The sequence below is a fragment of the Hyphomicrobium zavarzinii ATCC 27496 genome (genome assembly GCF_000383415.1).
Taxonomy (GTDB): Bacteria; Pseudomonadota; Alphaproteobacteria; order Rhizobiales; family Hyphomicrobiaceae; genus Hyphomicrobium_C; species Hyphomicrobium_C zavarzinii.
The window spans coordinates 159,255-180,327 of the sequence record NZ_KB911260.1 but is presented as its reverse complement, the minus strand read 5'-3'; the positions used below and the strand labels follow the sequence as shown (position 1 = coordinate 180,327).

The window sequence follows — 21,073 nt, the reverse complement described above, 5'->3', positions numbered from 1 at the left end:
GCCACCGAATGGGAGTTCGTCCATGCGCACATCCATGTCATGCCTCGCCCTCTTTCTGATGCTCGCCCCGGCGGTTCCACCCGCGGTCGCCGCCCCCGTGGTCCCGAACGATCCGGCCGTCGCCTCCTCGGACGACGGCAAGTATTTCGACGCTGCGGGCAATCCTACGTACAAGATCGGCAAGAACGGCGAGGTGGACTGGTACACCTTCTCGGGCTACCGCCGCTTCAATGGCTCATGCGAGGTCTGCCACGGCTTCGACGGCTCCGGATCGAGTTTTGCCCCGGACCTCACGGATTCCCTCAAGTCCATGTCGTACGACGATTTCGTGAAGACCGTCGTCGGCGGAAAGCAGGCCGTGAACACCGCCCAGGCGCTCGTCATGCCCGCCTTCGGCACGAACAAGAACGTGATGTGCTACCTCGACGACATCTACGTTTACCTGCGCGCCCGCGCCAACGGCGCTCTCGGCTCCGGCCGGCCGGCCGCCAACGCGCCGAAACCGAAAACGGCAGCCGACAATGAAAACGCGTGCATGGGACCATGAGCCCAAAAGGCTTTTAAATAGAAGCCAAAGCCTCCATTTCAACACGCAAAATCGCGTAGTCGCGATCCCGTAATGGCGCACGCGGACGGTGCCGTCCGCAATGGTGCGTGCTCTTCCTGCTCCTAGATACATGACAATCGCCGGCGCGCGCTAACACGCTGACGTGAAACACCTTCCGTGTCTGCGCGAGCGACAGGTGGCGCGCCTGGCGAGAGGGTAACCAAGAAACAATTGGAGAGGAACCATGCACCATCCCAAAGCCTCCTGGCTTGCCGCCGCTGCCTTCGCGCTCATCGCGTCTCCCGCAATGGCGCTCACCATCGATAACAAGGACAAGGCGGACCTGAAGGTCGGCATCGACGAAGGCAACGTCGAGCACGTGGAAACCGTCGCCGGCGGCAAGTCCGCGGATCTTTCCGCGAAGTGCAAGGACGGCTGTGGCCTCACCGGCCCCTGGGGCTTTTCCTGGATGGCCAAGTCCGGCGACAAGCTCACCTTCAATGACGGCAAGCTGAACGGCGCCACCGTCGTCGAAGGCACCGTGACCCAATAGCGAAGGCATGAAGTCGTTAGCCGCGCTCCCCCCGCGGCTTCGGGCCGGGTGCGAACGTGTGGTCTCTCTCGCGCGCCCGGTCCCTCCTTACGGCCGGAACATAGCAGTCGGCAAAAAAATTGAGCCCCGTCGCGCCTTCAGCCGACCGGGGCTCTTTTTGTCTTCGGTAACCTGCCCAGCTAAGCCGGGCTTATGAGGCGAGGCTCTGGCGCCTCGGTCCAGATCTTGACCGGCGTTCCGCCCTCGCATGAAAATGATCAGCAATGAGGTTTGAAAAACCTGGATGCGCGGAGCTTATGCTGCAGCGGCTCTCACCACCCAAGCTTGGACCTCGCTTGAGCGCGGGGTCCGGCGATGTAACCAGGTGGCGTCATGCTCCCTCCATTCGCTGTTGATCCGGCACTCCGAGGACCATGAGAGCGGAGGATCCAGTCAATCCGACGCAGCACACATGATCTGAACGAAGGACGACCATCCTCGCAACCGGGGGGTGCTGTCCGCCACGCGAAACGGACCATCCGGATCCGTCCCAGGGAAGCCACGACAGCGATAGCCGTCACCTATGAGAGTTGGTCCGATAGCCTCGTCTGTCAAGAGCCAAAGGCGTTGAGACGCGCATCCTGTGCCGGCGCTACCCAGCGCCGCGCTCGCACCACCACGCACAAAATCGGCCATCCCATGGAACTCCACGCCATGACGGCCATTAATGTTTGCGTGCGCCTCCAGCATTTTGCGACTTTCGCCAGCCCGCGGTGCGAGCACGCCTAGATCGCAACATCCCTGGACCGCCCGCGTGACATCCGAACACCTCGAAGACCTGCAGCGCCGCATCGCAATCCTGGAAGACGAGAACGCGCGCTTGAAATCGGTTACGGCCGCCGAGGGGGACACGAGAGACCCGCTCGATTTCAGTGCCGAACGCTACCGCACCCTCTTCGAGAAGATCGACGAAGGCTTCTGCATCATCGAGTTCTTCGACGGCCCGCACGGCCCGCTCAGCGACTACATTCACATCGAAGCCAACGCCGCTTACGCGCTCCACGCCGGCATCCAGAATGTCGTCGGGCAGAAGGTGCGCGATATGGTCCCGGACGAAGCCGACGGCTGGGTGGAACTCTACCGCGGCGTGCTCGTCACCGGCGAGCCGATCCGTTTCGAGCGCGAGCTGATCGCGACCGGACGCCACCTCGCTCTTTCGGCATTCCGCATCGAACCCGCGGGCCTACAGCAAGTAGCCGTCCTCTTTCAGGACGTGACGGCCCGCAAGCGAGCGGAAGAGGCGCTTCAGAGGCTCAACGAAACGCTCGAAGCACGCGTTGCCCAGGCGCTCGCCGAGCGCAAGGTGCTCGCCGAAATCGTCGAGGCGACCGACGCCTTCGTCCAGGTCCTCGACACGGATTACCGTTGGATCGCGCTCAACGGCGCCGCCGCCCGAGAGTTCGAGCGCCTGTTCGGCATGGAGCCCCGCGTCGGCGACAATCTTATCGATCTCCTCCGCGATTTTCCCGAGCAGCAGAAGGCCGCGCACGCACTTTGGCAGCGGGCGTTCTCCGGGGAGCCGTTCATGGAGATCGCCGAGTTCGGAGATCTGGAGCAGCGCACCTTCTACGAAATGCGCTTCAACCCTCTTTTCAACACCACGGGTGAACTGATCGGCGCCTATCAGTTCGTATACGACGTCACGGAACGGCTCAACGAGCAGGCGCGTCTGCGCACGGTCGAGGAAGCGCTCCGCCAGTCCCAGAAGATGGAAGCCGTCGGCCAGCTCACTGGCGGCATTGCCCACGACTTCAACAACATGCTGGCCGTCATCCTGAGCAGCCTCAGGCTCGCCGAGCGGCGCATGGAGCGGGGCGATTTCGAAATCCAGGAGTTCATCGGCGGCGCCGTGAAAGGCGCCGAACGCGCCGCAACGCTGGTCTCGCGCCTCCTCTCCTTCTCACGCCAGCAGCCGCTCTCGCCACAGCGGACCGACGCCAACAAGCTGCTCGGCGGCATCGCCGACGTTCTCCGGCGCACCATTCCCGAAAACATCACCATGGAGTTCGTAGGAGCGGGTGGGCTGTGGAGCATCCACGTCGATCAGCATGGCCTCGAAAGCACGCTCCTCAATCTCGCGGTCAACGCCCGCGACGCGATGCCGGAAGGCGGCAAGCTCACCTTTGAAACCGCCAATGCCTATCTCGACGACCCCTACGTCGCAGCACATGCCGACATCACCGCAGGCCAGTACGTGCTCATCGCCGTCACCGACACCGGCCATGGCATGGCGCCCGAGGTCATCCGGCGCGCCTTCGATCCGTTCTTCACGACCAAGGAGGTCGGCCTCGGCACGGGGCTCGGCCTCAGCCAGGTGTACGGCTTCATCAAGCAGTCCAATGGACACGTCAAAATCTACAGCGAAGTCGGCGTCGGCACGACGGTGAAGCTCTACTTCCCCCGTCTGGCCGACAAACGGGTCACCAGTCCCCCCGCTATCGAGCAGGAGGTCGTGCCCATCCGCGGACAGGGCAGGCGCGTCCTCGTCGTGGAGGACGACGACGACGTGCGCCGCCTCACCACGGAGATGCTGACCGAGCTCGGCTTCTCCGTCCTGTCGGCGAGCAACGGCCACGAGGCTCTGGCCCTCGCCGGCCGGCACCCGGAGGTGGTGCTCCTCATCACCGACGTCGTCATGCCGGGCATGAACGGACGCAAGCTTGCCGAGGAGGCCCTGCGGCGGCACCCCAGCCTCAAGGTGTTGTTCACCACCGGCTACACCCGCAATGCGATCGTCCACAACGGCGTGCTGGACGAGGGGGTCGAGCTGCTGCCCAAGCCGTTCTCGCTGGAAAGCATGTCGGCCAAGATCACCAAGCTTCTACACACCAAATAAAGCCACACCCGCCGCCGGCCTAGAACTGGACGTCGAGATTGGCGCGCACCGTTTGATCGACGAAGCCGGACGCGTATTGTCCGTTCGTCGACAGGCCGAACGAAGCGAAGGGCGACAGCTTGAAATCGAGACCGGCTTCCACGACGAACGCGTTGTCCGCGATCGGCACGCCGCCGACCACGAAGGTGTCCCCGCCGGCCGCGAAGCGCATCGACGACGACGGCGAAGTATCACCGAAGCCATGCCGCCAGCCGATCGTTGCCTTAGCCGTCGCCGACAGACCCGCAAGGGAGAAATCCGCAGCCGCCCGCAGGCCGAGCGTGGCGAACCCCGTATCCATGCTTCCGCTGGAAATCACAAGTACCGCCTCTCCGCCTGCCTCGCGCAGGCGATCAGCGTCGACACGGACGTAAGCAAAATTTCCGAACGGTTCGTAACGCACACCTCCGGCCCTGAACCCGTAGGTGAGTTCCGAAAAAATCTGCAGCGTTTCGGCATCGAAACGCCCGGTCGTTTGATCGGAGAAGCTTGGCAGCACCACGGCGCGCGAAACGTCGGCATCATGCCATGTGTACGCGGCGCCAGACCGCCACGCCAGCGCAGCCCACTGGCGGCCGCCGTAAAAGCCGAGCGAATAGTTTTCGCTTTCACCGGAGGAAGCCCGGTTGTCAACATCGAAATCGGTGCGGCTGTAACCGGCCATCGCCCCGACGCGCCACGCGTCGAACGCGCGCGCATCCACGCCGGCGATGACGCCCCCCGTCACGCGATCCAGCTTCGCCGCGTTTCCATCGCTATCGGTGTGCGCCCAGGATCCGAAGCCATGCCCCCATGAAGCCAGCGCATTACCGCCTCCGGCCGGGGCGCCATCATCGAGCAGCCGACGCAGGCGATCGAGAGCTGCCGCACGCACGAAACGGCTATCTTCCACGAACGCACTCTGAACCGACGCGTAGACCTCACCGGACAACTGGTCGAACGCGCGCTGCGCCTCGGGCGCCGTCAGATAGAGAACTTGATCATAGATCGGGTTTCCGAAACCGGTGCTGTCGACACCGGCTCCCGTCGCAATCTGGTTCGGTGTTGCGCCGACCGATCCGAAACTGAACGCGTTGCGCGTCAGCGTGAGGTAGGCGGCGTTGGCATCATAGCTCAGCGACGGATTGAGAAAGGCAAAATTGGAGCTGACGCTGTCGAAGGATCCCGCAAGCCCTCCTGCGGCGGTGACGATCGTGTAGGACGTCGAAGCGGCGTAGAGGCCTGCTTGCGCGAGCACCCGCACGTGGCCGCCGTCGAGAGTTGCAATTCCCGTCGCGTCGATGCGATCTGACTGGCCTGCGGCATCTACCTCCACCTCGTAGATCGAACCAGCGGCGAAGTCGATATCACCCGATATGTTGAGCGTTCCGATCGAAAGCCCCGGCGCCACCACACCGCCCGCGGACACGAACGTGCGTCCAACCGTTCCGTTACCATTTAGAACGCCATAGCTTCCGATGCTGATCCGCCCGTCGACAAGGCCGCCGTTCGAAACAGTAAGCTGTCCCTCCCCGCCCAGTCCGACAAGGAGAAGTTCGCTACCGAGATCCCAAACGGAATTGGCGCCCGTCACCAGCGCCGTACCCGACCCTGTTCCATAGCGACCGATGATACCGCCATTGCTGACGGCCTGTGCACCGTCTTGGATCGTGAGGGCGCCGTCGCCGGCCCCACCAACCCACAGATCGCCGGAGTTGGTCCACGTCGAACCGGAGCCGGATACCGTCACCGAACCCGACGAGTTTTCACCTTCTGCAATGAAGCCGCGATAGTTGGTCACCGCGGCTCCATTGGTAACGGACAGGGTACCCTGGCCCTCCACACCGACAGCCAGGTTGTTTGCGTTGTCCCATCTCGAGTCCGCGCCATCCACGCTGACCGAGCCTCGGGATCCAGCGTACCTGCCGACTAGGCCTGTGGAATTGCTGACAACGCCGCCGTTGGTCACGGTGAGAGTGCCCGTGCCTTCTCGCCCGACGAACAGGTTGCCGGAGCTGCTGAGCGCTGAACCGGACCCGTCCACGATCACCGTACCGGTGGACGCACCATAGAAGCCGAGCGTCGTAATCACCGAAGAAACTGTACCGCCGGTGTTCACATTCAAGGCGCCCGCACCTTGATATCCGACGAACAACTCCCGCGAATTCGTCCACGAGCCGCCGGTGGTGACATCGACCGTGCCGCTGCCGGCAGCCCGATTGCTGAGATAACCGTCCTGGCTCGTCACGGCGCCGCCGCTTTGGATCGTCAGCGTTCCGCTTCCCACAAACCCCAGTTCCATGTAGGTCGCAACCGCCCACAGCGACCCGGCCCCGCTCACAGTGGCCGAGCCGGTATCGTTGAGCCCAATATCCGCAGACAAGCTCGTGAGCGTTCCGGCGTTGTAAATGGAGAGACTTCCACCCGCGGCAGAAACACCGATACGAACCACTTCCGCATACGCGTTGGCACCGTTGATGACGGGCCAGCCCGCCCCCTCGGTGTTGATGAAGACCGAGCTCGAGCCCGTCGGAACGGTATTCGTGTCCCAGTTGGCGGCGCTGTGCCACACATCAGAAAACGCGCCGGTCCATTCGTCTGCCACCGACGGCCGTGCCATCCCCGCAACCGCAAGGACAAGCACGGACACAGAGCGAAGCCCCGCCCCTTTCGGCCAAGCCGGGCGGCCTTCACGTTTGAACGCCACGCGATTTGCTGACGACCTCGACTTCATCCTGCCCTCTTCTATGAACCCAGCGCGGCCACCGACTCGCGCACCCGCCCGGATGCAAGATAAGGATTGCCCCCTATCCGTATTGACGCCCGGCGACCTCGGGCTTGACGCCAGGCGACCTCCCGCGCGAATTCCTGCCGATGTGCTAAAAGCGTTGCAGTTTCAAAGAGAAATTCGCTGTGCGGGTTGATCGGGCAAACCCTCCGTGCTCATAGTCGGCATACCGAAGCTCTGAGATGCGCAATGGAACCAGACACCTCGCAACCAGCACCGTCGCTCGGCTTCTCCGCTGTCAGCGTCCCGGACCACAAGCGCCTCTCCGCGCTGCGAGACTACCTTTCCGACATGATGAAGACCGAGGTCGAGGCCCTGGCGCCCGACGCGCCGTTCGAATACACGGCCGGCCTGCGGATCGTTCCCGGAGCCAGCTGGGGAACCGCGATTTCGTCAGCGGTGGCAACCGCGCGCACGGCGTCGCTCGTCAAGGACGGCTGCGACGACCTCATGCTGGTGATGCCACAATCACGCATGACGGTCGTCGCGCCGGGCAGAGACGACATCATTCTCCAGCCCGGCGATGCGGTGCTTCTGTCAAAGGCAAGGGAGATGCGGCTCGTACTTCACGAGCGCAGCTCATGCTGGGCATTGAGCGTAGCCCATCGTGACATCGCGCGCCTGACATCGCAGATCGGCTCCGCGCCGATCCTGGCGATCCGCAAGAACGTCCCCATGCTTTCGTTGCTCGCCCGCTACGGGGGCTTGCTTGAGGCCGATCCGCTGGCGGGCACTGCGGTCCAGGCCATCGCCGCGCGCCACCTGCAGGACATGCTGGCATTGGCGGTCGGGGCCTCGGCGGAATTTCAGCAGGAAGCGGCACAAACCTCACTCGCTTCCATTCGTTTGAAAGCCCTCGAAGCCGACGTCTTCGCCAACCTGGGAGACACCAACCTAAGCCTCGAATGGATCGCCGCCCGCCAGAACGTCACCCCTCGCCATCTGCAACGGCTACTCGCCCGCAAAGGCACGAGCTTTTCGGACTTCGTGCGCCAGGCCCGCGTCGCACGTGCCCGCGCGATGCTGGAGAGCCCGCACAACGCCGGCCGATCGATCCTATCGATCGCGCTCGAATGCGGGTTTCCCGAGGCCTCCGCATTGAATCGCGCGTTCCGACAGGAATACGGGATGACCCCTGGCGAGGTTCGCTGGCGCCGCTGAGCGTGTTCCGGACACATGCCCCGCGTCGCGACGGGGTCTATCCGGCTTCCGGGCAGGCTCAGAGCGGATGCCATTCGCTGAACGCAGCGGCTTGGCCAGCCGCCGCTCCCTGGGCATCCGTCAGGTTCCACACCGCGGCGTTGGCGATGCGGAAACGCTTGCCTGTCGCGGACACCCGCACGCCCGCATAATCCGTAATGATGCCGTCGCGCGTGACCCGCTCGAGCAGACGCGCGCGCTCGTCGCGATGAAGCGGCTCGGCCGAGAGCCGCGACGGCAACCGCGTGAAAGCGTCGAAGTTCATTTCGAACAGCGAGAGCGCGGTTCGGTTGCCGAAGAAGAAGATCGGATCGGCCTCGGTGCCATGCGCGACGATCGCAAGCGGGGCCGACCACAGCGCGGCCGCCAAGCCGCTTCCGCCCGCGACCAGCGGCTGCCCCGTCAGCCGGGCGTAGCTGTCGGCGATGCAGGCGACGTGGGCACGCTGCGCGTCGTCGAGATCGGGCATTTGCATCGTGGAGACAGCCATCCGTGGCGAGCTACAGCCTTGAGCAGACAAGAGCGATTGCAGCAGACATAGAGCAACAGGGCGAGCCAGAAAATCTGAATTTCTGCTTGTCCCGCCTAAGCTTAGAGACCACTCCTCCAGCACACCCTCTGCGGGTGCCGCCGGGCATCCCGTGCCAAACCGGGATGTGAAGATCGACCGAGGCATCCTATATCCCGGCATTCACGCCAATATTTGCCGCCGCGCCGTTGGGTTGCATTGCCGCCGCCCAGCCGGCGCGCTACGTAGGGCGCCATGAGCAAATCCCCGAAGAAGTCCGCCCCCCGCCCCGGCTCCGAGTTGATGAAAACCATCCACGTCCGGGGCGCCCGCGAGCACAACCTGAAGAACGTGGACCTCGAGGTCCCGCGCGACGCCCTTGTCGTGTTCACCGGCCTCTCGGGCTCCGGCAAATCGTCCCTCGCCTTCGACACCATCTACGCCGAAGGCCAGCGCCGCTATGTCGAAAGCCTCTCGGCCTACGCCCGCCAGTTCCTCGAGATGATGCAGAAGCCGGACGTCGATCACATCGACGGCCTGTCGCCCGCCATCTCCATCGAGCAGAAGACGACCTCCAAGAACCCGCGCTCGACCGTAGGCACCGTCACCGAGATCTATGACTACCTGCGCCTGCTGTTCGCGCGCGTCGGCGTGCCCTATTCGCCCGCAACCGGCCTGCCCATCGAAAGCCAGACCGTCTCGCAGATGGTGGACCGCGTGCTCGCACTGCCCGAGGGCACGCGCCTCTACCTGCTGGCCCCCATCGCGCGCGGCCGCAAGGGCGAGTTCAAGAAGGAGTTGGCGGAGTTCCAGAAAAAGGGCTTCCAGCGCGTCAAAATCGACGGGAGCTTCTACGAGATCCCCGACGCGCCCAAGCTCGACAAGAAGTTCAAGCACGACATCGACGTCGTCGTGGACCGCCTCGTCGTGAAGGCCGACATCGCCAAGCGCGCGGCCGACAGCTTCGAGACCGCCCTCGGCCTTTCCGACGGCATTGCCGTCGCGGAGTTCGCCGACAAGCCGCTCTCGAAGGCCGAGACCGAAGGCGCCAACAAGAGCAAGAACGAGACGCACGAGCGCATCACCTTCTCGGCCCGCTTCGCCTGTCCCGTCTCCGGCTTCACCATCGAGGAGATCGAGCCGCGCCTCTTCTCGTTCAACGCGCCCGCCGGCGCTTGCCCGGAATGCGACGGCCTCGGCACCGAGTTGCAGTTCGAGCCCGACCTCGTCGTGCCCGACCAGACGCTCTCGCTCAAGGACGGCGCAGTCTACCCGTGGTCGCGCACCGGAAACACCTCGCCCTACTACGAGCAGACGCTCGAAGCCCTCGCCAAGCACTACAAGGTGCCGATGTCGATGCCATGGGAGCGCCTGCCCAAGCACGTGCAGCTCGCCATCCTCTACGGCACCGGCGAGGAGGAGGTGGAGTTCACCTACGAGGACGGGCTGCGCCGCTACAAGACCTCGAAGGCCTTCGAAGGCGTCATCGGCAACATCGAGCGCCGCTGGCGCGAGACGGACAGCGACTGGGTGCGCGAGGAGCTCTCCCGCTACCAGGGCGCCCACCCGTGCGACTCTTGCCACGGCTACCGCCTCAAGCCGCAGGCACTCGCCGTGAAGGTCGGCGGCAAGCACATCGGCGAGGTCTGCGATCTCTCCATCAAGGCCGCCAACCAGTGGTTCGCCGAGGTTCCGAAGACCTTCACCAAGCAGCAGACCGAGATCGCGACGCGCATCCTGAAGGAGATCCGCGAGCGCCTCGTCTTCCTGAACGACGTCGGCCTCGAATACCTCACGCTGTCCCGCTCCTCCGGCACCCTCTCCGGCGGCGAGAGCCAGCGCATCCGCCTCGCCTCGCAGATCGGCTCCGGCTTGACCGGCGTGCTCTATGTACTCGACGAGCCCTCCATCGGCCTGCACCAGCGCGACAACGACCGCCTGCTCGGCACGCTGCGCCACCTGCGCGACCTCGGCAACACCGTCATCGTCGTCGAGCATGACGAGGACGCGATCCTCACCGCCGACCACGTGGTGGACATCGGCCCGGGCGCGGGCGTCCACGGCGGCGAGATCATCGCGCAGGGCACGCCTGACGACATCATGGCGGATCCCAAGAGCCTCACCGGCCAGTATCTCTCGGGCGCCCGCCAGATCCCGTTGCCGAAACAGCGCCGCAAGCCCGAGAAGGGCCGCTCGCTCAAAGTCACCGGCGCGCGCGGCAACAATCTGCAGAACGTCACCGCCGAGATCCCTCTGGGGCTCCTCACCTGCATCACCGGCGTCTCGGGCGGCGGCAAGTCCACGTTGCTGATCGACACCATCTTCAAGGCCGTCGCCCGCAAGCTCAACAACGCGCGCGAGCACCCGGCCCCCTTCGACAAGCTCGAAGGCCTCGAGCACCTCGACAAGGTGATCGACATCGACCAGTCGCCCATCGGCCGCACGCCGCGCTCGAACCCGGCCACTTACACCGGCGCCTTCACGCCGATCCGCGACTGGTTCGCGGGCCTGCCCGAGGCGAAGGCGCGCGGCTACGGACCTGGCCGCTTCTCGTTCAACGTGAAGGGCGGCCGCTGCGAGGCCTGCCAGGGCGACGGCGTCATCAAGATCGAGATGCACTTCCTGCCGGACGTCTACGTCACCTGCGACCAGTGCAAGGGCAAGCGCTACAATCGCGAGACGCTGGAGGTCACCTTCCGCGAAAAGTCCATCGCCGACGTGCTGGACATGACGGTCGAGGAAGGCGCCGACTTCTTCAAGGCCGTGCCGCCGATCCGCGACAAGCTGGAGACCCTGGCCCGCGTCGGCTTGGGCTACATCCACATCGGCCAGCAGGCGACGACGCTCTCGGGCGGCGAGGCGCAGCGCATCAAGCTGTCGAAGGAGCTGTCACGCCGCGCCACGGGCCGCACGCTCTACATCCTCGACGAGCCGACTACGGGCCTTCACTTCCACGACGTGGCGAAGCTCCTGGAGGTGCTGCACGAGTTGGCCGACGCCGGCAACACCGTCGTCGTCATCGAGCACAACCTCGAGGTCATCAAGACCGCCGACTGGATCATCGACCTCGGCCCCGAAGGCGGCGACGGCGGCGGCAGGATCGTCGCGGCCGGCACGCCGGAAGACGTGGCAGCCGTGAAGGAAAGCTACACCGGCCGCTATCTCAAGGAACTGCTGGTCAGGCGCTCCAAGTCATCAGGCGGCAAGAAGCAGGCGGCGGAGTAGCGACCCGCGCGCCGGCCGCCTGCCCGGTCATTCCAACCAGCTCACTTGCCGCCTGGAGAGGCCTTCGGCTTCTCCTTCTTCGGCTTGCGCTTTTCCTTCTGTGCTCTTTGGCCTTTCGACATGACGGCTGTCTCCATGCTCTATAACCGCGCATGAGGTTAGCGCCGGATGCTCGCGATTCCCAGGCTCACCTCATCGTCGCGACCTCAACTGCCCACAACACCCCGCATCACGGACCACGAACCGGAACACAGACATGAGCACGCTCCCTCCCTGCCCCAAGTGCAACTCCACCTTCACCTATGAGGACGGAAGCGTCCTCATCTGCCCGGAGTGCGCGCACGAATGGAGCGCTGACGCCCCGCAAGCGTCCGAAGCAGCGGACGAAACCATGATCCGCGACTCCGCGGGGAACGTCCTGCAGGACGGCGACACCGTCACCGTGATCAAGGACCTCAAGCTGAAAGGCTCGTCCAAAGTCATCAAGATGGGCACGAAGGTGAAGAACATCCGCCTCGTCGGCGGCGATCACGACATCGACTGCAAAATCGACGGCATCGGCGCCATGAGCCTCAAGTCCGAGTTCGTAAAGAAGGCGTGAGGGGGGGGGCCTGGAGCGCCCGATACCGCCACCACTAATGTCCGTCATGCCGAGATTGCGGACGTCAGACATTCGTGGACAACGCACATATTGACGAGATGCTTGCGCGTCCGCTTTTCCCCAGGGAAACGACGTGTCTCTTCCCACTCAAACGTTTCGTGCAGCTAGACTGGCAGTCGGCGAAGTTGGGGGCAAGACGCCTCCACTTGGGGTGAGACAGATGCACTACGCGCACTCGACGGAACGCGAGGATCGTGCCGATTGGCAATCCCTCGTTGATCACCTTCGCGCAGTCGCCGAGCTGGCCGGCGATCGGGGCAGCAAGTTCGGTGCGCGCAAAGCCGCCGAACTATCGGGCTGGCTGCATGATCTGGGAAAATACTCCTCGGCATTCCAAACCTACATCGCCGGGCGGGGTCAGAGCGTCGATCACTCCACCGCGGGTGCGCGCGAGGCTATGAAGCTTGCAGCTCCGGGGACGATGGATAAGCTGATTGCAGAGCTTGTGGCTTACGCGATTGCTGGTCATCACGCGGGCCTACCCGATCGCCAAGGGGTCTCAGCCTCTCTGGATTCCCGCCTCAAGGACAAGAAGCTTCCCGATCTTGATCCTGTTTGGGCCAGGGAGATCGAACCAGAGAGCCGAGACCTTTTCCCCGCGCGTTTCATCCTTCAGCGAAAGAGCAGAGAGCAAGCGGCGTTTCAGCTCGCCTTTCTTGGTCGGATGATTTTTTCATGCCTTGTGGATGCGGATTACCTCGATACCGAGAACCACTACGCCCAAGTGAGTGGAGGACCTGTCGACAGGGAGTGGCCCTCTCTCAAGAATAACGTTGACGGGTTAGTCTTGGCGTTCGACGCCCACATGGAAAGGAAGCTAGCAGACATTCCACAGGCGGAGCGCGGTACACCGCTGAATATCCTGCGCAGCGATATTCTCGCTCAGGTACGCAGCAAGGCAGCGATGCCCAAAGGCGTCTTCACGCTCGAGGTGCCAACTGGAGGTGGGAAGACCCTAGCGTCGCTGGCATTCGCGCTCGAACATGCGAAGCGCTGGAGCATGGATCGCATTATTTACTCTATCCCGTTCACCTCGATCATCGACCAGACGGCAAAGATCTTTGGCGACGTGCTTGGCGAAAACATCGTTCTCGAACATCACTCTCAACTAGAGACGAACGCTCGATCTGAGGCAGACGATAGGTGTGAGGATCAGATGCCCGAGGCCAAGCTGCGCCGGGCCATGGAGAATTGGGATGCACCGCTCATCGTCACCACAAACGTGCAACTGTTCGAGAGTCTGTTCGCACATCGACCTTCCCGCTGCCGTAAGCTGCACAACCTCGCCAACGCTGTGATCATCCTCGACGAGGCGCAGACAATCCCCTTGCACGTCTTGCGCCCTTGCGTGGCGGCGCTGGACGAGCTGGCGCGCAACTATGGCTGCACGATCGTGCTCTGTACGGCGACGCAGCCGGCTTTGCTGGCGCCCTCGTTCGCGGGCGGTTTTGAGACAACGCAGGAACTCGCGCCTGACCCAGCCAAGCTACACGATGCCTTCCGCCGGGTCACGCTTCGTGTTGCAGGCGAGCTATCGGACGACGCGCTCATCTCCGAGCTCAGTCAGGTCGAGAGGGGGCTCGTCATCGTCAACAGCCGCCAGCATGCACTTGCTTTGTATCGCGCGGCGAAGATGAAGGGCTTGGAAAGTCTCGTGCACCTCACCACACGACAGACGGCTGCAGATCGAAAGAAAATTCTGGCCACAGTGCGGAGCAAGCTTGATGCAAAGGAGCCGTGCCGCGTCGTCGCCACGAGTCTGATTGAAGCCGGCGTAGACATCTCCTTTCCCCGCGTCTGGCGCGCAGAAGCAGGGTTGGATCAAATCATTCAAGCGGCCGGCCGCTGCAATCGTGAATGGGAGAGGCCCAAGGAGGATAGCTTCGTCATCGTGTTTCGTCCGACCGAGGCCGAGCCGCCAAAGGAGATCAAAGACTTCGCCGCCGCGATGACACGCGTCGCGCCAAGGCATTCGGACCTGTTTTCGCAGGCCGCGATCGAGCTCTATTTCAAGGAAGTCTATTGGCATAAGGGCGATGGGCTCGACCGTATTCCGGTGAAGAACTTGAATGGGGAGAACGTTAAAGGGTCAGTGCAGGAGTCTTTCGCCTTGGATGGCGGAACCACGAACTTCTCCTATCGTACCGTCGGCGAAGCGTTTCGTCTCATCAAGGACGGCATGGAGCCGGTGATCATTGCTATCGATGACAAGCCGAAGGAAGTTCTCAGCGCGTTACGGGGAGGGATGCCGGCAGGCAAAGCGGCGCGAGAGCTACAGGGTTATCTCGTGCAAGTACCGCCGAAACATCGCAACGCGCTAATTGAAAACGGCCATGCCGCATTCGTCGAGGGCTTCGACACGCAATTCGTGGTGCTCAAGACCGAGAGCTTCTACAGCCGGGAGGCAGGACTGGTCTGGGAAAAAGCGGATGAGTTGGGGATAGAGGGGAATACGATCTAGTTCTGCATTGTTTCCGCAATCACTGCGTGCAAACGTCCCCTCGCTCGCCTTGACGAGATGAACGCCGATGGGGGAACAGAGCCAATGTCTTATGGAGTTCGGCTACTGGTCAGCGGCAAGTACGCCTGCTTTACACGGCCGGAAATGAAAGTAGAGCGTGTCTCCTACGACGTCATGACGCCGTCGGCCGCGCGCGGGATCATCGAGGCCATTCACTGGAAGCCGGCCATCCAATGGATCATCGACGAGATCCACGTTCTGAAACCCATTCGCTTCCAATCCATCCGCCGCAATGAGGTGGGCGCGAAAGCTTCGGCCGCCGCTGCGCGAAAGGCAATGAACAGCGGGATTGTCGGCGATCTCGCACTCGTCGTGGAGGAGCACCGGCAGCAGCGCGCTTCGACCGTTCTGACAAACGTCGCCTACGTCATCTGCGCCCATTTCGAGCTGACGGCGATGGCGGGCCAGGGCGACAACGAGGGCAAGCACCTCGATACCTTCAATCGGCGAGCCCGCAAGGGACAGTGCTTCCACCAGCCGTGCTTGGGTACGCGGGAATTCACCGCGGAATTCGAGCCGATCGAGCCGGATGCTGAGATGCCTATGGTGTCAGAAGAAGACCGCAGCGAAAGCCTCGGCTTCGGCCGGCCGCGCGACCTCGGCTTTATGCTCTACGACATCGACCACGCGGGCGACCGCTCGACGATGGTGTTTCGCGCCACGTTGAAGGACGGCGTTCTCAAGGTTCCGCCGCCCAACTCGCCGGAGGTGCGGCGGTGAGCATCCCTATTTCGTTTGGCACGCCTAACCGAATCTCGGTATTTTTAGCAGGCAGCACTCGCCGCGTCGTGCCTCCGAGGCTATCCCTTGCGGGAAGGGTACGACCTGCAGTGAGCACATACGTGCTCAAGCTTGCCGTTACGAACCCTCACGTATGCGGATACGTGTATGGGTTTGGGCCACGAACAATACGCCATCGTCGTATCTCCGGGGTGCTAGGTTTAAGCCTAGCGCTCCGGAGCGCCCTTCCGCGCTCCGCCCGTTCCAGAGCTTTCGTGAGCTGCGACAGCGTTCGCGGCGAGTGCCTGAACCAATGTCGGCGATTCGGCGGAGCTTCGCAATGGTGGTATGGAATGGGCTGCAAACAGCCTCATTCCATTCATCGAAGTTCCATATCGACTTTTCATCGTATTTTACCTACGTTGGCGGCGGGCTCACCGCTCCAGTCGCCACTTGGCGTGGATCGAAACGATGATTGGAAAGACGCAGTAAAACAGCCCTATGGCGGTGAGCCCACCTCTCCCATTCGGAGACATGGCAGATGAGTATTCTCGCCTCCCTTGCCCGTCTTTATGACCGCTTAGCCGCGCAGGGCACAGCGCCCGCCTTCGGCTACTCGCAACAGAACGTTGGATTCCTCATCTCGCTGAATCCCGATGGATCGGCTGCCGGCGAGCCCATCGATTTGCGCGAAGGAGAAGGGCGCAAGCGCACCGCGCGGGCTATGGCCGTGCCGCAGCCGAGCAAGCGCACGTCCGGCGTCGCTCCCAATTTTCTTTGGGACAAGACGGCTTATGTGCTCGGCGTCACAGCACAGGAAGGCAGACGCACCGCTCAGGAGCACGAAGCTTTTATCGATTGCCACCGCGAGTGGCTCGCGGGGAGCAAGGACGAGGGCCTGCTCGCGTTGTTGCGCTTCCTTGATTTCTGGAAGCCCGAGAAGTTCGCGGAATTGGGTTGGCCGGACGAGATGAAGGACCAGAACGTCGTCTTCGCCCTCGAGAGCGAGCGGTTGGCAAACGTCCGCATCCACGACCGGCAAGCCACACGAGACCTTTGGGCGCGGCTCTCAGGGGAGGGCGAGAAAGCCGAAGGCATTTGCCTCGTGGATGGCAACAGGGGAACCGTCGCACGCCTTCATCCGGCGATCAAAGGGGTCTGGGGTGCACAGTCCTCCGGTGCTTCCATTGTCTCGTTCAATCTCGAGGCGTTCACATCCTACGAGCACGAGCAAGGTGACAATGCGCCGATCTCCGACCGTGCGGCTTTTGCATACACGACGGCGCTGAACCATCTTCTCGAGCGGGACAGCAAGCATCGCATTCAGATCGGGGATGCCTCCACAGTGTTCTGGGCCGATGCCTCCAATGCGGTGGCGGCAGACGCCGCAGAAAGCATGTTCGCTTTCTTGTTCGAGATCGACGAAAGCGTCCAAGGGGCGAAGATAGGTGACATTCTCGCGAATATTCGCGCAGGTCTACCCGTCGGGGATTTTCAGCCCGCGCTCGCGCCAGGAGTTCGCTTCCACATTCTCGGCCTTGCGCCCAACGCCGCGCGACTCTCCATCCGCTTCTATATCGAAGATGATTTTGGCGTGCTCGCAAAGCGCTACGCGGAGCACCACCAGCGCCTAAGCATCGATCCGCCACCGCGAGACGAAATTCCCACCATGTGGCGGATGCTGATCGAAACAGCTGTGCTCGGGAAATCTGAGAACATCCAGCCTAACCTCGCCGGTGAATGGATGCGCGCAATTCTGACCGGAACAACGTATCCATTGACACTACTTTCGTCGGTCATCATGCGACTGCGCGCCGATCATGACGTCAACGCATTGCGTGTCGCCATCCTCAAATCCGTACTGATCAGAAACTTCAGAGTGGAGGCCCCCGTGTCGCTCGACACCGACTTCAAGGATCCCGGCTATCTGCTGGGGCGGCTGTTCGCCGTCTACGAGCAGATCCAAGTGGCGGCACTGGGCACGAGCGTCAACGCGACCATAAAGGACAAGTTTTATGGTTCGGCGTCTGCCCAGCCGCGCAAGGTCTTCCACATTCTCGATGCTGGCTCCGCTAATCATCTGTCGAAGGTCGGCAAGCAGAGCCCTGGACGGCGGATCAATCTGGAAAAGGCCGTCGCCCAGATCATGGATCTGATGGAACCTGGACATGATCCCTATCCGGCGAGTTTGCCGGACAAGAGCCAGGCGCTATTCGCTCTCGGCTATTACCACCAGCGCAATGAGTTCTTCCGCAAAGCAGTAGACAAGAGTGAAGCCGGGGAGGCCGCCTGATGACCGCACTCGCGAACCGCTACGATATCGTCTTTCTTTTCGACGTCACGAATGGCAACCCCAACGGCGATCCCGACGCCGGTAATCTGCCGCGTATCGATCCGGAGACCAACTGCGGTCTCGTGACCGATGTTTCGCTGAAGCGCAAAATTCGCAACTACACCGAGCTCGCAAAAGGCGACCAGCCGGGTTACCGGATCTACGTGCAGGAAGGTTCGATCCTCAACGAGCAGCACCGCGAGGCCTACAAGGCCAAAAGGCCAGACGACGAGACCGTAGAAAAGGCACCGAAGCTCAATCCGAAAAACGGAGAGGAAGCGAAAGCCATCACCAAGTTCATGTGTGACAATTTTTTCGATGTGCGCACGTTCGGCGCGGTGATGAGCACCGGCATCAACGCCGGTCAGGTGCGTGGCCCCGTGCAAGTTGCCTTCGCCTCATCCGTCGAAAAGATCTTGCCCCTCGAGATCTCCATCACGCGCATGGCTGCCACCAACGAAAAAGAGAAAGCCGAGCGCGAGAAGAACGGTAGCGACGAGCGTACCGAAAACCGGACCATGGGGCGCAAGCACATCGTGCCCTATGGGCTCTACCGGGCCCACGTTTTCGTCAACGCGAAGCTTGCTGAACGGACGGGCTTCGGCGAGGCGGACCTCGCGCATCTGCTCGAGGCACTGAAAGTCATGTTCGAGCACGACCGCTCCGCAGCCCGAGGCGAGATGGCGTCGCGTCGCGTCATAGCGTTCAAGCACGCGTCGGCACTCGGAAATGCGCCAGCGCACAGATTGTTCGAGCGGGTGACGGTCCAGCGCAAGGTGGGTGATGATCTCTACGATCTCGGCAGTCCAAAGCTCGATAACTACCCGCCGGCCCGTGCCTACGCCGATTATACGGTTGCAGTGGATCGAAGCGCGGTCCCAGACGGCATCGAGATCGTTGACGTGCTCTAGACGCCATGCCAGACCTCGATGATCCCATCCCGATATCGGCATTGCAGCACGCGATCTTCTGCCTCAGGCAGGCCGCGCTCATTCATGTCGAGCGGCTCTGGGAGGACAATCGCTTCACAGCCGAGGGAAGCGTGTTGCATGAGGCAGCGCACGATCCTGGGAAGCGGACGCGAGGCCTTATCCGCCGTGTCACAGCACTTCCTCTCACCTGCCGCAGGCTCAATCTGGCGGGCGTCGCCGATCTTGTCGAGTTTCGATTGCTTGATGACAGGCGCGAGACGCCGTTTCCCGTCGAGTACAAGCGCGGGAAACCGAAACAGCATCGGGCCGACGAGGTGCAGCTGTGCGCTCAGGCGCTGTGTCTCGAGGAAATGACCGGAGAGCCGGTTCCGGAGGGTGCGCTCTTTTATGCCGAGACCAAGCGGCGCCTCTCCGTGCCCTTCGACACCGAGCTCCGGCAGCTTACGGAAGAGGTCACGCTCGCCTTCGGTGCCGTTCTTGCCCAGGGGATCACCCCGCCCGCCGACTATCGCGCCAATCGGTGCCGCGCCTGCTCGCTGATCGAGGTCTGCCGTCCCCAGGCGATCGGCCGTTCGGCGCGCGGATTTCGCGACCGCGCCATCACCGCCGCCCTCGAAAAGGTCGAACCCGCGTGAAGAAATTGCTCAACACGCTCTATATCACGACCGAGGGCGCGTCCCTCCGCAAGGAGGGCGAAAACCTCGTCGCCGAGGTCGAGGGTGCCGAGCGTGCACGCATTCCATTCCACATGCTGAGCTCGCTGGTCCTCTTCGGCGCCATCTTTGTTTCGCCGCCGCTGATCCAGGCGCTGGCACCGCTCGGCGTCTCCATCGTGCTTCTCGACCGTGGGGGACGCTTCCAGGCCCGCATCGAAGGACCTGTCTCCGGTAACGTGCTGCTGCGTCGCTCTCAGTATCGCGCCTCCGACCAACCGGACGAGATCGTGCGCAGCATCGTTTCGGCGAAGATCGCCAATCAGCGCGCTGTGCTTCAGCGTGCCCTGCGCGATTATGGAGCCGAGATGGCGTCTCCGCTCCGTGGTGAGGTGGAAGCGGTCGTCGAACGGCAGGCGCAGATTTTGCGACGCGTGGCCGTGACATCGGATGGTCTCGATGTGTTGCGTGGATGCGAGGGAGAAGCCGCGCAAGGCTACTTTGCTGTGTTCGGTGCGCTGGTTCGTTCGCCTGATGAGAGTATTCGCTTCCAGGGCCGCAGCCGCCGGCCACCTCTCGATCCCGTAAACGCGGTACTGTCGTTCCTTTACACTTTGCTGACGCACGACTGCCGCAGCGCGGCCGAAGGTGTCGGCCTCGATCCCGCGGTTGGGTTTCTGCACCGAGAGCGTCCGGGGCGCCCGAGCCTCGCGCTCGACCTCATGGAGGAGCTGCGTCCCATATTTGTGGATCGGCTGGCGCTGTCTCTCATCAACCGCCGGCAACTTCGATCGCGCGATTTCGAGCGCCATGAGGGCGGCGCCATCTTGCTCAATGACGAGGGGCGCAAAACCGTGCTCACCGCGTGGCAAGAGCGCAAAAAGGAGGAGCGGCGTCATCCCTTCATCGACGAGACGGCGCCGTTGGGCCTCGTACCGCACCTTCAAGCCCAGCTCTTGGCGCGGCACCTGCGCGGCGATCTCGACGCGTATCCTCCGTGGATTTGGTCGTGACGGCTTATAAGGGAGCGAAGCCATGCTGGTGCTCGTAACCTATGATGTGCGCACCAGTGAGCCAGGAGGCGAGAGGCGCCTCCGGCGTGTCGCGAAGGCCTGTCGAGACTTTGGCCAGAGGGTGCAGTATTCGGTGTTCGAGATCGAGGTCGACCCGGCGCAGTGGACGAAGCTCAAGGCCCGACTCGTCAGCTTGATCGATCCAGAGCATGATAGCCTGCGGTTCTACATGCTTGGCGCGAACTGGGAGCGCCGCGTTGAGCACATTGGCGCGAAACCGGCGGCCGATCTCAATGGTCCCCTGATCGTCTGATCTCCGCGAACCTCAAGCAAGCCAGAAACCTCGGCGAGGTTCGCGCTTGCGATAACTCATTGGTCAGAAAGAGCATTCCGGCGTCATTCACGCATGAGATTGAGGCATTTTCAATCTCAGCATCGCGGTTCGCGCTCCTGTCTAAATTTTCAATTTTCATAGAATGGGTTAGCTGTAGTCAGTCGCCTCCTGCGCGGAGGCGTGGATAGAAACT

15 protein-coding genes are annotated in these 21,073 nt (G+C 62.6%); 13 read left to right on the top strand and 2 right to left on the bottom strand.

Annotation, left to right across the window (positions count from 1 at the left end):
* Positions 1-58 precede the first annotated feature (58 nt).
* From F812_RS0117290 to F812_RS0117280, 3 genes are all read left to right on the top strand, one after another.
* Entirely contained in the window at positions 59-547 is a 489-nt protein-coding gene (locus tag F812_RS0117290) for a c-type cytochrome, methanol metabolism-related (RefSeq protein WP_425337470.1), read from the top strand.
* Between the two features lie 244 nt (positions 548-791).
* Positions 792-1,100 carry a hypothetical protein gene (locus tag F812_RS0117285; protein ID WP_020087250.1) on the top strand — a complete coding sequence of 103 codons (309 nt, stop codon included), beginning with the start codon at positions 792-794 and terminating at the stop codon, positions 1,098-1,100.
* A 793-nt stretch (positions 1,101-1,893) separates the two neighbouring features.
* Positions 1,894-3,975: a hybrid sensor histidine kinase/response regulator gene (locus F812_RS0117280; protein WP_020087249.1), complete on the top strand. Its 2,082-nt coding sequence runs from the start codon at positions 1,894-1,896 to the stop codon at positions 3,973-3,975.
* A 19-nt stretch (positions 3,976-3,994) separates the two neighbouring features.
* Here F812_RS0117280 and F812_RS0117275 read toward each other — a convergent pair whose 3' ends face one another.
* Positions 3,995-6,613, bottom strand: coding sequence for an autotransporter outer membrane beta-barrel domain-containing protein (locus tag F812_RS0117275; protein WP_198011222.1), 2,619 nt, complete (start codon positions 6,611-6,613; stop codon positions 3,995-3,997).
* 459 nt (positions 6,614-7,072) lie between these two features.
* On the opposite strand from F812_RS0117275, the gene F812_RS0117270 reads away from it, so the two are divergent.
* The gene (locus tag F812_RS0117270) at positions 7,073-7,942 is read left to right on the top strand and encodes an AraC family transcriptional regulator (protein WP_198011221.1); all 870 of its coding nucleotides are present in this window, start codon (positions 7,073-7,075) and stop codon (positions 7,940-7,942) included.
* Between the two features lie 58 nt (positions 7,943-8,000).
* On the opposite strand, the gene F812_RS0117265 is transcribed toward F812_RS0117270, so the two are convergent.
* The gene (locus tag F812_RS0117265; protein WP_051113867.1) at positions 8,001-8,456 is read right to left on the bottom strand and encodes an MEKHLA domain-containing protein; all 456 of its coding nucleotides are present in this window, start codon (positions 8,454-8,456) and stop codon (positions 8,001-8,003) included.
* Positions 8,457-8,744: 288 nt separating this feature from the next.
* Between F812_RS0117265 and uvrA the strand changes: the two genes are divergently transcribed.
* The 9 genes from uvrA (at position 8,745) to cas2 (ending at position 20,859) form a co-directional block, all read left to right on the top strand.
* The gene (gene uvrA, locus F812_RS0117260; protein ID WP_083929237.1) at positions 8,745-11,714 is read left to right on the top strand and encodes an excinuclease ABC subunit UvrA; all 2,970 of its coding nucleotides are present in this window, start codon (positions 8,745-8,747) and stop codon (positions 11,712-11,714) included.
* Positions 11,715-11,970: 256 nt separating this feature from the next.
* The gene (locus F812_RS0117250; RefSeq protein WP_020087243.1) at positions 11,971-12,315 is read left to right on the top strand and encodes a zinc ribbon domain-containing protein YjdM; all 345 of its coding nucleotides are present in this window, start codon (positions 11,971-11,973) and stop codon (positions 12,313-12,315) included.
* A 220-nt stretch (positions 12,316-12,535) separates the two neighbouring features.
* Positions 12,536-14,836, top strand: coding sequence for a CRISPR-associated helicase/endonuclease Cas3 (locus tag F812_RS0117245; RefSeq protein WP_020087242.1), 2,301 nt, complete (start codon positions 12,536-12,538; stop codon positions 14,834-14,836).
* Between the two features lie 84 nt (positions 14,837-14,920).
* Positions 14,921-15,616 (top strand): type I-C CRISPR-associated protein Cas5c, encoded by a 696-nt coding sequence (cas5c, locus tag F812_RS0117240; RefSeq protein ID WP_026868225.1) that lies wholly within the window; start codon positions 14,921-14,923, stop codon positions 15,614-15,616.
* 541 nt (positions 15,617-16,157) lie between these two features.
* Positions 16,158-17,909 carry a type I-C CRISPR-associated protein Cas8c/Csd1 gene (cas8c, locus tag F812_RS0117230; RefSeq protein ID WP_020087240.1) on the top strand — a complete coding sequence of 584 codons (1,752 nt, stop codon included), beginning with the start codon at positions 16,158-16,160 and terminating at the stop codon, positions 17,907-17,909.
* The gene (cas7c, locus tag F812_RS0117225) at positions 17,909-18,859 is read left to right on the top strand and encodes a type I-C CRISPR-associated protein Cas7/Csd2 (protein WP_020087239.1); all 951 of its coding nucleotides are present in this window, start codon (positions 17,909-17,911) and stop codon (positions 18,857-18,859) included. Before cas8c ends, cas7c begins: the two co-directional genes overlap by 1 nt.
* Positions 18,860-18,864: 5 nt before the next feature.
* A complete protein-coding gene (cas4, locus tag F812_RS0117220) occupies positions 18,865-19,515 on the top strand; it encodes a CRISPR-associated protein Cas4 (RefSeq protein WP_020087238.1) in 651 nt (216 codons plus the stop codon).
* Positions 19,512-20,546: a type I-C CRISPR-associated endonuclease Cas1c gene (gene cas1c, locus F812_RS0117215; protein ID WP_020087237.1), complete on the top strand. Its 1,035-nt coding sequence runs from the start codon at positions 19,512-19,514 to the stop codon at positions 20,544-20,546. The genes cas4 and cas1c overlap by 4 nt, the downstream gene beginning before the upstream one ends.
* A gap of 22 nt (positions 20,547-20,568) precedes the next feature.
* On the top strand, positions 20,569-20,859 hold the full coding sequence (gene cas2 / locus F812_RS0117210) for a CRISPR-associated endonuclease Cas2 (RefSeq protein ID WP_026868224.1): 291 nt from the start codon (positions 20,569-20,571) through the stop codon (positions 20,857-20,859).
* Positions 20,860-21,073 lie beyond the last annotated feature (214 nt).